The sequence below is a fragment of the Sphaerisporangium dianthi genome, from assembly GCF_042654065.1.
Taxonomy (GTDB): domain Bacteria; phylum Actinomycetota; class Actinomycetes; order Streptosporangiales; family Streptosporangiaceae; genus Sphaerisporangium; species Sphaerisporangium dianthi.
Window position 1 is genome coordinate 279,073 of sequence record NZ_JBHSFP010000009.1, and the last position, 12,420, is coordinate 291,492.

Annotated in this window: 8 protein-coding genes; 4 read left to right on the plus strand and 4 right to left on the minus strand. The window is 70.7% G+C overall.

The features are described 5' to 3' along the window. Window positions 1-25 precede the first annotated feature (25 nt). Window positions 26-448 carry a TIGR02611 family protein gene (locus ACFO60_RS16565; protein ID WP_380841182.1) on the minus strand — a complete coding sequence of 141 codons (423 nt, stop codon included), beginning with the start codon at window positions 446-448 and terminating at the stop codon, window positions 26-28. A 359-nt stretch (window positions 449-807) separates the two neighbouring features. On the opposite strand from ACFO60_RS16565, the gene ACFO60_RS16570 reads away from it, so the two are divergent. Beyond that, window positions 808-1,914 carry a hypothetical protein gene (locus ACFO60_RS16570; RefSeq protein WP_380841183.1) on the plus strand — a complete coding sequence of 369 codons (1,107 nt, stop codon included), beginning with the start codon at window positions 808-810 and terminating at the stop codon, window positions 1,912-1,914. A gap of 63 nt (window positions 1,915-1,977) precedes the next feature. Here ACFO60_RS16570 and ACFO60_RS16575 read toward each other — a convergent pair whose 3' ends face one another. Next, window positions 1,978-5,166 carry a cellulose binding domain-containing protein gene (locus ACFO60_RS16575; protein WP_380841184.1) on the minus strand — a complete coding sequence of 1,063 codons (3,189 nt, stop codon included), beginning with the start codon at window positions 5,164-5,166 and terminating at the stop codon, window positions 1,978-1,980. A gap of 280 nt (window positions 5,167-5,446) precedes the next feature. Between ACFO60_RS16575 and ACFO60_RS16580 the strand changes: the two genes are divergently transcribed. Together ACFO60_RS16580 and ACFO60_RS16585 are read left to right on the plus strand one after the other, a co-directional pair. Beyond that, on the plus strand, window positions 5,447-7,123 hold the full coding sequence (locus tag ACFO60_RS16580; protein ID WP_380841186.1) for a sodium:solute symporter family protein: 1,677 nt from the start codon (window positions 5,447-5,449) through the stop codon (window positions 7,121-7,123). Between the two features lie 85 nt (window positions 7,124-7,208). Further along, window positions 7,209-7,496, plus strand: a complete 288-nt coding sequence (locus ACFO60_RS16585) for a hypothetical protein (protein WP_380841187.1) — start codon at window positions 7,209-7,211, stop codon at window positions 7,494-7,496. A 43-nt stretch (window positions 7,497-7,539) separates the two neighbouring features. Here the strand turns inward: ACFO60_RS16585 and ACFO60_RS16590 are convergent, their stop codons facing one another. Beyond that, the gene (locus ACFO60_RS16590) at window positions 7,540-7,983 is read right to left on the minus strand and encodes an ester cyclase (protein WP_380841206.1); all 444 of its coding nucleotides are present in this window, start codon (window positions 7,981-7,983) and stop codon (window positions 7,540-7,542) included. 122 nt (window positions 7,984-8,105) lie between these two features. On the opposite strand from ACFO60_RS16590, the gene ACFO60_RS16595 reads away from it, so the two are divergent. After that, entirely contained in the window at window positions 8,106-9,089 is a 984-nt protein-coding gene (locus tag ACFO60_RS16595) for a helix-turn-helix domain-containing protein (RefSeq protein WP_380841189.1), read from the plus strand. 147 nt (window positions 9,090-9,236) lie between these two features. Here ACFO60_RS16595 and ACFO60_RS16600 read toward each other — a convergent pair. Then, window positions 9,237-12,420: S8 family peptidase (locus ACFO60_RS16600; RefSeq protein ID WP_380841190.1), on the minus strand; the 3,184-nt coding region annotated here is incomplete at its 5' end.

Genomic DNA, 12,420 nt, shown 5'->3' on the forward strand with positions numbered 1-12,420 from the left:
CGAGACGGACGCGGATGCGGGGGCCTCAGGCGATGAACTGGCGGGCCTGCTGGATCAGGTCGATGCCCAGGCTGAGTTTGAGCATGGCCCAGACGATCACGGCGGCGGCGGCGAGGGTCACGGCGCTCACCAGGATGCGGACCGGCCAGTTCTGCCGCTTGAGCCAGTCGGTCCAGTCGTGCAGGGTGCGCTTGGCGAACTCCAGCAGCCGGTGGGCCCAGTCGAACTCGGTGGCCAGGACCGCGAGGCCGGCGAAGACGATCAGCCACCCCGGGCCGGGCAGCGGCACCAGCAGCAGGCCGCCGATCACCAGTGCGGCCCCCACCACGCCGATGACGATCTTCAGGGTGAGCCGGCCCGTCCGGGTGGAGCGCACGCCGTCCCGCCAGCCTTTGAAACCTTCACGGCGGGCGTGCTTCGTGGCATCGCCGCGCCTGTCATCGGTCACCGCCACCTGTACCCCCCGTCCGGCCCCGTCTCTGTGTCCAGAATAGGGGCGCTCCTCCGAGACCCGCTTCCTCCGCAGGTAGAACTCCTCGTCCGCCTCCAGGCGGAGACGTCCCTGATCCACCCCTGGCGATGGCGCCGATTTTCGGTCGGCCGTCCCTTCCGACGTGGACGAACCCGATGTCCATCTACCCCGGAACGGGCCGCACCACCAGGAATGTTGGGTCTTCTCAACAATCGTGGCGCGGGTTATCAAGAGCGCTGGACACGGTGTGATTCCACGCGCCGCTCCGATCATCCGCGCCGGGACTCCGGCGCCACGTTCAGGAACCGCCGGCTCTGGAGTGAACGGAGGACGACATGCGTCGACCACGGAAAGTGCTCTCCCGGTTACTGTGCATCATCGCCATGCTCGCGGCGGGGCTCACCACGGCGGCCACCGGCGCCCAGGCCGCGGTCCCCGACCGGTGGGGTTTCGCTCTGGTGGACACCACCTCGGGAACCCCCGACCTGACGCACCAGGCGGGAAGCTGGCCCGCCGGCCCGAACGTGACGGTGACTCCCGGCGCGATCGGCGAGGTGTTCGTGCGGTTCCCGGACATCGGCGTCTCCTCCACCCGCACGGATCGCGGCGTCGTCCACGTCACGGCGATAGCCCAGACCGCCGTGTGGTGCCAGGTCGAGAAGTACGGCGCGGTGGGCACCGATGAGATCGTGGCGGTCCGGTGCTACGCGTACGGCGGCAGGCCGGTGTTCACGCCGTTCGCCATCACCTTCGCCTCCAGCTCCGGAGCGCTGCCGCCGCCCGAGGCGCTGGGCTACCTGTACTGGGACGGCTCGGGCATCGCCGCGTCCTACAACTCCGCCCTCAACACCAACACCGTCGTGCCATCGGTGTCGCCCGGCGTGTGGACCGTCATGCTGAACGGGCTGGGCCCCGCGCACGCCTCGGGGAACATCCAGGTGACCGCGGTCGACTCCAGCGTGCCGGCCCACTGCAAGGTGAGCGGGTGGTCGCCGTCGACGAGCGGGCAGAAACTGCAGGTGCGCTGCTTCGACGCGGCGGACGCCCCGCTCAAGACCGGCTGGACCCTGACCTACCACAACGAGCGCGCCGTCATCGGCGGGGCGATCCCGCCCAAGTACTTCGCCTACACCTTCGACAACGCCCCGGCCGACCCCGGCCCGTACACGCCGGTGCCGGCCGGTGTCACCTTCAACTCGGCAGGGTCGTTCAACGAGATCCAGAGCGCCGGGTTCGGGCTGCGCCTGGTGACCTTCCACAAGGTCGGCCAGCTCCCGGACGACGTCCAGGTCACCGCGTACGGGCGAGGTCCGGCCTTCTGCAACCTCCTCGCGCGCTGGGCCACCTACGGCAACGAGGTGACGGTGCGCGACGTCGCCTGCTACGAGGGCGGCAGGCCGGTGGAGAGCGCCTCGCTGGTCACCTACACCTCCGCCTACTGACGTCCGGCCGCGACGAGGCGGGCCCGGCACTGGTGAGTGCCGGGCCCGCTTCGGTGGTCGAGGTCAGCCTGCGGTGCAGGTGACCGGGGACGGGACGGCGTTGGTCCCCGTCGAGGAGGCTCCGAACCCGAAGGTGACGGAGGCGCCCGCGCCGATGTTGCCGTTGTAGGCGACGTTCTTCACCGTGACGTTCGCCCCGCTCTGGGTGAGCGTGCCGTTCCACAGCTGCGTGATGGTCTGGCCGTTGGCGAAGGCCCACTTCACCGTCCAGCCGGTCATGGCGGCGGTCCCGGTGTTCTTGACCGCGACCTCGGCCTGGAAGCCGCCCGGCCAGGAGTTGACCACCTGGTAGGTGGCGGTGCAGCCGCCGGTTCCGCCGCCGGAGGTGGTGAAGGTGACCGGGCTGGAAGCGGTCGAGCTGTTGCCCGCCGCGTCACGCGCCACCACATAGAACGTGTACGACGTACTCGCCGACAAACCCGTCAACGCGAACGACGCACCACTCGCCGTGCCCACCTTCACATCGGTGGAACCCGCCTCGCGATACACGTCATACCCCGTCACCCCGACATTATCGGTCGACGCCGTCCACGACAACGTCGCCCCCGAAGAAGTCACCGACGACGCCACAGGCGTCCCCGGCCTCGACGGAGCCGTCGTGTCGGGAGTGCCGCCACCGGAGGTGGTGAAGGTGACCGGGCTGGAAGCCGTCGAACTGTTGCCCGCCGCGTCACGCGCCACCACATAGAACGTGTACGACGTACTCGCCGACAAACCCGTCAACGCGAACGACGCACCACTCGCCGTGCCCACCTTCACATCGGTGGAACCCGCCTCGCGATACACGTCATACCCCGTCACCCCGACATTGTCGGTCGACGCCGTCCACGACAACGTCGCCCCCGAAGAGGTCACCGACGACGCCACAGGCGTCCCCGGCCTCGACGGAGCCGTCGTGTCAGGGGTGCCGCCACCGTCGCGGTCGCCGTAGATGATGCCCCGGCCGTTGGTGCCGATGTAGACGCGGCCGTAGACGCGGGGGTCGCCGGTCAGCGCCTCGCCGATGTTGCCGTACTGGTGCTGGTCGTCGTTGATGCGGACCCAGGTGGCGGCGGTGTCGTCGGACCGGTAGACGCCGTAGACGCCGTCGACCCGGCCGGCGAGGTAGAGCGCCTGGTAGGTCTTACCGGGCGCGGCCTTGCCGAAGCCGATGTTGGTCGCCTCGGCCACGCCGCTCACCTTGGTGAAGGAGGCGCCGGAGTCGGTGGAGTGCCACAGGCCGCCGGTGCCGCCGGCCAGCCAGATGTCGCCCTCCGTGCCGGGCACCGCCTTGAACCTCACGCCAGTGGCCGGCAGGCCGGTCGCGGCGGTCTTGGTGAACGCGGCGCCGCCGTTGGTGCTCACGTAGAAGCCGCCGTTGGCGAAGGCGTAGAACTTGTTCTTGTTGACCCGGTCGGACTCGACGACGGCGTTGGCCGGGACGCCGGACGACTGGCTCCAGCTGTTGCCGTAGCCGACGGAGTAGACGACGGACAGGCCGGGGTCACCGGGCGCCCAGACGAACCGGCTGCCGTCGGCGGCGGCGGCCACCGTGCCGCCGTTGTTGACGCCGCCCGGCTCGGTGCCCTGGAACCAGTTGCTCCCGCCGTCGGTGGAGAAGGCGACGTGGCTGTCGTTGGGTCGGTCGGCGTCGGTGAAGTCGCCGGCCCTCACCATGATGCTCGGGTTGGTCTCGGCGTAGTCGAGGCTCCTCGTGCTGGTGAAGACGGGCTGGGTGAACAGCATCGAGGGGACCTTGGTCAGGTCGTTGTGCCGGAACCCGCCGATGTCGCCGAGGCCGCTGACCAGGGGCGCGCCGGACGGCGGGCTGATCAGGTCCAGCACCGCCGTCTCCTCCAGCCCCAGGACCATGGGCTTGATGGTGAACTGCGCGCCGGTGTCCCACTTGGTGAGGTCGGTGGTGCCGTAGATGGTGGCGCCGGTGCCGTACATCATGCGGTCGGAGTCGAACGGGTCGATCTCCAGCGACTCGGTCATCCACCCCAGCTTGGGCGTGACCTCAGGCGGGGCCGGGTTGGTGCCGAAGGTCAACCACGGCGTGGCCGAGATGTCCATCTTGTAGCGGAACGAGCGGTCGGGGTAGCTGGTGAAGTCCCACACGCGCGTCCAGGTGGCACCGGAGTCGGTGCTGCGGAAGAAGATCACGTCGGGCCACCAGGCGACCTGGGTGGCGACCATGAGCGTGCCCGGGTGCTGGCGGTCGACCGTGAGGCCGCTGTAGCCGAAGTAGTCGTCGGAGCTGCTGGACGGGATGGGGCTGATCTGGGTCCACGTGCCCGTCGCGGTGGCGTACCGCCACACGTCGCCCTTGGCGCCGTCGTACGGCCCGCCGGTGTCGCTCGTGGCGATGTAGAGGTAGCCGTTGACCGTGTCCAGGACGCCCTTGTGCGCCATGTAGCCGGTCGGCTGGCCGGCGACCCGCTCCCAGCTCGTCCCGCCGTTGGTGGTGCGGTAGACGGTGTTGTTCTTGTCGGCGACGCCGACGTAGATGGTCTGGGTCGCGTTGCCCGAGGTGCCGGTGCGCTTGTCGAAGGTCACCCACACGACGCCCTGGTTGTCGCCGTTGTAGGCGTCACCGGGGACGGCCACGTAGTTGCCGGCGTTGGGGAAGTTGGTCACCTTGGCCCAGGTGACGCCGGAGTCGGTGCTGCGCCACAGGCCGTTGCCGCTCGGCGCCCCGAAGTACAGGACGCTGTTCTTGTTCGGGTCGATGGCCAGCCGCTCGCCCATGCCGCGGCCCGGCATGTTGCCGCCCAGCTTGAACGGCAGCGGCGAGGCCTGCCAGGTGGCGCCCTTGTCGCCGGAGCGCAGGATCGCGCCGTTGTTGGGGTCCCAGGAGTTGGTGTACATGCCGGCGGCGGCGTAGACCTTGTTCGGGTCCACGGCGTCGGTGGCGATGCTCACCACGCCGTTGTAGCCCCAGTTGTCGAACCCGACCGAGTCGAGCAGCGGCGTCCACGTCTGGGACGACTGGTTCCACCGGTAGGCGCCGCCGATGTCGGTGCGTGCGTAGATCAGGTCCTTCTGGCTCTGGTTGAAGATGATGCCGGGGACGAACCCGCCGCCCCCGATCTGGACGTTCTTGAAGGTGTACGGCTCGGAGGCGGCGGCCGCCGACGGCGGCGCCTGCACGCCCGCGAGGAAGCTGGCGGCGAGCGCCATCGCGAGCATGCTGAGGAGCTTCTTGCGCATGAACGGTTCCCTTCGGATCGCCTCGAAACGCTTCGAGAACGCGTCAACCGCCATGCACGATCAGGTGGGACCCTGACCGTCGACCTCCGCCGTGCATGGTACCGATGAGACTCCTGACAGTCTCCGCCGCAGATTCACACAAGCCGGTCCTGGACGTCAATAGTTTGCCGCTCAAACTTTCTCCGCGCGGCACGGGGCCCGTGAGGCGGCCGGCGGGCGGGGCGGGAACCTGCCGCGAAGCAGCAGGTGAAAGCATGAAATTTCGGGGTAACGGGCGTTCGTGCCTCATCACCTCACCCTCGTGGCGCAGGACCTGCGACTGGACGTCAACCTCCTTGACTACGCCGTCCTCGCGCTCTACTTCCTCACCGTGCTCGGCATCGGCTTCGCCGCGCGCCGCGCCGTCCGGACCAGCCTGGACTTCTTCCTGTCCGGCCGGTCCCTCCCCGCCTGGATCACCGGCCTCGCGTTCCTGTCGGCCAACCTGGGCGCCACCGAGATCCTGGGCATGGCCGCCAACGGCGTGCAGTACGGCGTGCAGACCGTGCACTACTACTGGATCGGGGCCGTTCCCGCGATGGTGTTCCTCGGCATCGTGATGATGCCGTTCTACTACCGGTCCAAGGTGCACAGCGTCCCCGACTTCCTGCGCCGCCGCTTCAACGGCCAGACACAGCTCCTCAACGCGATCACCTTCACCGTGGCGCAGGTCCTGATCGCGGGCATCAACCTGTACGCGCTCGCGCTGGTGATGGGCGCGCTGCTCGGCTGGCCGCTGCTGCTGTCGATCGTCGTGTCGGCCGCCATCGTCCTGGTCTACGTCGTGCTCGGCGGCCTGTCCTCGGCCATCTACAACGAGGTGATGCAGTTCTTCGTCATCCTCGCCGGCCTGATCCCCGTCACGGTGCTCGGGCTGGTCAAGGTGGGCGGCTTCTCCGGGCTGGCGGACAAGGTGCGCCAGTCGGCGCTCGGCGACCCCGGCCTGCACGCCTGGGCGAACACCGGTTCCAGCGACGCCAACCCGCTCGGCGCGCACTGGATCGGCATCGTCCTCGGCCTCGGCTTCGTGCTGTCCTTCGGCTACTGGACGACGAACTTCGCCGAGGTGCAACGCGGCCTGTCGGCGCGCAACACCACGGCGGCGCGGCTCACCCCGATCGTCGCGGCGTACCCGAAGCTGATGATCCCGGCCGTGACCGTCATCCCCGGCCTGGTGGCGCTGGTGCTGTTCAGCGACCTCGGCGAACCGGGCGGCCCGCAGTACAACTACGCGATCCCGCTGCTGATGGGAGACCTGCTGCCGAACGGCGTGCTCGGCGTCGCGATCACCGGCCTGCTGGCGTCGTTCATGGCGGGCGTGGCGGCCAACATCAGCGGCTTCAACACCGTCTTCACCTACGACATCTGGCGGTCGCACGTGAAGAAGGACAAGCCCGACGACTACTACCTCAGGCTGGGACGCCTGGCCACCGTCGGCGGCATCGTGATGGCCATCGGCACCGCGCTGATCGCGGCCGGTTTCAGTAACATCATGAACTACTTGCAGACACTCTTTTCCTTCTTCAACGCGCCGCTGTTCGCGACGTTCATCATCGGCCTGTTCTGGAAGCGGATGACCGCGTGGGCCGGATTCTGGGGGCTGCTGACCGGCACGCTCGCCGCCTTCGCGTGTTACATCCTGTTCAAGGCGGGGGTGCTGGATCTCGGCACCGAGCTGAACGCCACGTTCTGGGGCGCCGGCGCCGCGTTCGTCCTGGACGCCGTCGTCTCGGTCGTCGTCACGCTGGTCACCACGCCCAAGCCCGAGAGCGAGCTGCGCGGGCTGGTCTACGGGCTCAGCGACGCCTCGATCGCCGACGACGCGCTGGCCGGCGACAAGGCGTGGTTCCGCTCCCCGATCGTGCTGGGCGTGGGCGCGGTCGTCCTGGGCGCCGTCTTCTACATCCCGTTCATCTGACCCCCGCCGGGCCATCCCCGATGATCACCATTCCGGCCGCGGCCGATCCGACGCTGATCAACCTGTCCCCGATCGGAGACCTGCTGTGAACGACGAGAGCGACCGCGGGCGCGTCGCCCGGCTCTTCGACATCCGCCGTATCATCGGCGGCCTCTTCCTGCTCTACGGCGTGATCCTCACGATCGCCGGCCTGCTGGACGGCAAGGCGGCGATGGACAAGGCCGTGGGGATCCGGATCAACCTGTGGACCGGCGTGGCAATGATCCTCGTCGGCGCGGTCTTCCTGATCTGGGAGCGGCTGCGCCCCCTCGACGCGCCGGGCCCCGAGGCGGCCGGCGAGGCCGGCGAAGAGGAGGCCGGGCAGAACCCCTGAGACTCACCGGCCCGGACACCCCCGGCTGCGAGGTCCAGGGCGGTCAGACGACGACCTGCGGCAGGCACAGGCCGAGCTGGCTGAGCAGCTCCAGTTGATCGTAATATTCGCGATCGCTGACGATGAGCCCGTTCTCGATGGAGCACATCCCGGCCACGCGGACCGCGATGCGATGCCCGGTGGCCGGCAACGCCGACCCTCCCGGCAGCAGGAAGGGCCCGAGATGCGTCCCGGTCATGACGTACTCGGAGACAGCCGAGATGGCCGGATCGCAGACCGGGACCTTGCACCACGGCGTGATGTGGAGATCCGGGAAGGCTTCGAGCAGATGCTCGAAGTGCCAGGTGATCTGGTCGCGCCCCTCGGCTGTGCCCACCGGGCCGACGTAGACGGCGTCCGGGGCGAAGCACTGCTTGGTCGCTTCAAGGTCGTGATCGTTCATGGAGTCGATCACTCGATCTTTCAATTCCCGAGCGGTGATGGTCATCTTCACTCCCCCTGAATGTGAGCGTCCCCAGCTCATGAGACCACCGCCGCACCAACCGCATATACCGCAGTAAGCCCCAAATGTGGCCAAATATCCATATTTGGGATGTCATCATGGTGGGCATGCTGGAGCCGGTGGGGCTGAACGCGGTGGAGGAACTGACGTACCGGCTGCTGGTCTCAGCGGCCGAGGCCGAGGTCTCCGAACTCGGAGAGCACTCCGGGCTCGGCGCCGAGAAGGTCGGGCGGGCGCTGCGCTCGATGGCCGGCAAGGGCCTGGCGCGCGAGGTCTCCCCCGGACGGTTCGCGGCCGTGGCGCCGGACATCGCGCTCGGCGCCTCACTGCTCCGCCGGCAGCAGGCGCTCGACTGGGCGCGCCGGTCGCTGGACGAACTGTCGGAGGAGTACCGCGCCAACGCCCATCGCCGGGACGCCGCCCAGCTCGTCGAGGTGCTGCCCGACCGGGCCGCGATCCGCGAGCACCTGCTGCGCATGCAGGACAACGCCCGGGAAGAGGTGCTGGGCTTCTGCCTGGCGGGCCCCGTCGCCATGACCGCCGCCCAGAACGACGCCGAACCCTCCGCCCTCACCCGGGGCGTCGTCTACCGGGTGATCTACGAACGGGCCCTGCTGGAGGAGCCCGGCATGCAGGCCGACGTCGCGCAGGCGATCAAGCACGGCGAGCGGGCCAGGGCCATCCCCCGCCTTCCCGTCCGGCTGACCATCGCCGACCGCCGGCTCGGCCTGCTCACGCTCGTCCAGAGTCCGGGCATCTCGGAGCCGACGGCGGCGCTGATCCGCGGCGGCACCCTGCTCGACGCGCTGCTCGCCCTGTTCGAGAGCCAGTGGGACCGCGCCACCCCACTGAGCGTCATGGACGGCGGCGCCCTGTCGCTGGACGCAGGGACGGCGCCGTGCCCGCTCGACTCTGACGACCTCTACCTGTTGTCACTGCTGGTCGCGGGCGTGCCCGACAAGTCGATCGCCACCCAGCTCGGCATCAGCCAGCGCACCGTGCAGCGGCGCGTCTCGGGGATCATCGAGACGGCCGGCGTCCAGACGCGCATGCAGCTCGCCTGGCACGCCGCCCGCGAACGGTGGCTATGAGAGGAACACACTCCCAGCCACCGTCCCGAGGACGCTCCGCCCTGAGGACACCCCGTCCCGGGACGGGCCACCCCGGGACGTGCCACCCCGGGACGGGCCACCCCGGAAGGGGCCACCCCGTTCAGCCCCGAGGGCGCGCCGGGCCGTTCACCGCACGCCGTAGGCGCGGACGACGGTCTGCCTGACCTGGTTCCCGGCCGTGTCCGTCGCGGTGACGCGGAGCGAGACCCGCGCCTTTGCGGGATGGGCGACCGGCGCGGCGTACCCGGCCCTGCCGGCGGGCAGGACCGGCAGGCGCCGCCAGGTCGTCCCGTCGTCGTAGGACAGTTCGGCCGTCAGGCTCTTCACCGCCGCGCCCGGCGCCGTCCCGCGGACCGCGAAGCCCAGGGTGACCGGCAGGCCGCGCGGGACCCGGCCGTCGAGGTCGGCGGGCACGTCGTAGTCGACCTGGAGCAGCGGCAACGGCTGCACCTGCGCCTGCGGCCGTGCCGACCTGAACGTCCACGCCGTGTCGGTGGCGATCGCGTGCGCCCACTCCTGGGAGGTCCGCCGCGTCGACAACTCCAGCCGGTACTCGGCCTCCCCCGGCACCGCGGGGAAGTCGCCCCAGGCGTACGGCCGCTCCTCGACCAGCCGTCCGTCGCGGTAGAAGCGGGCCGAGGTCGTGTCGGCGTCGTCGCCGGGGAAGCCGTAATGGCCGGAGGAGTCCACGAATTCCGGCACCGCGATCGCCAGCGTGTCCCCGGCGCGGAACGGAGCCAGCTCGGGCGTCGTCGCGGGAACGGCCGGCCGCACGACCGGGCCGAACCACCCCTCCTTCACCCTCTCCCCCGCGCGGTAGGTGCGCGGCGGTTCGCTCAGCCCGCCGGACAACGGCATCGGCTCGTCCCAGTCGAACAGGTGCGTGACGATGTGCTGCCACTGGCCGCCCACGCTGACGTACTCGGCGCGGCGCGCGGGCGTGGGGGTGATCCGCTGGAGCTCCAGCTGGGCGCCGAGCGCGTAGCCCTGCCACGGGCGCCAGCCGAACCGCTGCTCCCTGGCCCAGCCGAACCCGCCCGCCTCGTGGTAGGCGGTGTCGACGCGTGCGGCGGTGCGGTCGTTCACCTCATGCACCACGCGCTCGGGAACGTGCCCCTCGGACACCTGCATGACGTCGTACAGATACGGGCTGGACGGGACGCCGGTGACCGTCAGGACGGCCCTGCCGGTGCGGGCCGGCGCCCACAGCGCCCGCCCGTCGTCGTGGGCCACGCCGATCACCGGCAGCGGGTGGCGGTCGCCGGCCGGCGACCAGTCCTGCCCCACGGGGGCGCCCGGCGGCCCGACCACGATGACCGCCTCGGCGCCGGCGGCGGCCGCCGCGGCGATCGCGTCCTCCCGGTCGGAGGGTCGTTCGGAGGCCACGACCAGCGCGCGGCCGCGCAGCCTCATGCGGGAGATCTCCTCGGGCGTCGCCCCCGCCCCGTCCGCGAGCGGCCAGGCGTGCCGGCCGTCCAGCGGCGGCGACATCGCCAGCAGGCTCATGGGGACGGCCCGGCCGGTCCCCTTCAGCACGCCGGACACCTTGGGCGCGGCCAGCTGCCAGCGGGAGACGAACTCGAAGGCGCCCTGCGTGACCGGCTCGGTCGGGGTCACCGCGAGGCTCTCCACGGACGGGGAGCCGAGAACGCCCTGCGAGATCGTGCGGCCGCCCAGCGTGCGGTGGGTGAAGTAGGACAGGACGCCGGACCGCACCGCGGGCTTCGGCGTCTCGATGGTGATCGGGGCGGCCTCGCGGGCGTCCAGCACCACGTCCATGTCGCTCGTCACCTTCAGCTCGGGCATGACCACGACGCTGTCCACCGGGTGGGAGCCGCGGGTGACGTCCATGACGGCCTGGGTCATGTAGGCGCCCTCGGTCACCTCGACGGTCACGCCCCGCTCGGCCTCGTCCTCGTCGATCGAGCGCCGCACGTCGTCCAGCGGCGTGATCCCGTACATGGTGAGGGCCGGCACCGCGACCGGCCTGCCGTCCCGGCCGACGGCGGTGAACCGCACCTTGCGCACGTGCCCGCGCTTGCTCAGCGACAGCGTGGTGTGCAGGGCGACCGTCCCGTCCGGGGACGTCGCGGTCACGTACCCGCCGTACCGGCCGTCGTCCAGCTCCGCGACGTCGATGCTCAGCGGCACCTCCGCCGTCGCGCCGGGCTCCACGGTGACCGAGGTCGCGCCCAGCGTCACCGCGCCGCCCGGATCCTTCCCGCCGTCGAGGGCGGCGAGCTTCACGGAGAGGTCGAGCCGCACGGCGGCGCCGGTGCCGTTGGCGTAGGCCAGCACCCGGCCGGTCTGCGCGGGGTCCCCCGGATGATGCGTGCCGAGGTCCAGCGCCCCGGTGGCCGTCACGCCCTGCCGGACGGCGCGCGCCACGTCCAGCCGGCCGCCGCCCTGCTCGTAGACCGTCTGCCCGGCGACGGTCTCGGCGGTGGCGACCAGGGCGTCCTTGATCTGGCGCGCCTTCCAGGAGGGGTGCTTCTGCTTCAGGATGGCGGCCGCCCCCGCCACGTGCGGCGTGGCCATCGACGTGCCGGACAGCGAGGTGTAGTTCGCGTCGATCACCGTCCCGAGGGCGGTGCCCTCGGACCGGGCCGCCACGATGCCGACGCCGGGCGCGGTGATGTCCGGCTTGGGGGCGCCGTCCAGGCGCGGGCCGCGGTTGGAGAAGCCGGCCAGCGCGTCGTTCCGGTCCACGGCGCCCACGGTCAGCGCGGACGCGGCGGTGCCGGGCGTGCCGACGCTGTAGTCCAGGCCGTCGTTGCCGGCCGAGACGACGAAGAGGCTGCCGGTGCTCTCGGTGAGGGCGTCGACGGCGACGCTCAACGGGTCGGTGCCGTCGGTCGGGTCGCCGCTCAGGCTCATGTTGACCACGTCGGCGCCGGCGCCCGCGGCCCACTCCATGCCCTCGATGATCTGCGACTCGGTGCCGAAGCCGTCGTCGCCCAGCACCTTGCCGATCATCAGCTCGGCGCCGGGGGCGGCCCCCTTGCGCCGGCCCTCCGAGGCCGTGCCCTGCGAGGCGACGATCGAGGCGACGTGGGTGCCGTGCCCGTAGCGGTCCCTGACCGAGGGGGCGGAGGTGAAGTTGCGGGTCTCGGCGATCCTGCCGGCCAGGTCGGGGTGGCGCTCGTCGACGCCGGTGTCCAGGACCGCCACCTTGACGCCCGAGCCGTCGAAACCCGCCTGCCACGCCTGCGGAGCGCCGACCTGCGCCACGCTGTACTCCAGCGAGGCGCGGACCCGCCCGTCCAGCCAGATCTTCCGCAGCCCCTGCGCGAAGCGGATGACCAGGATG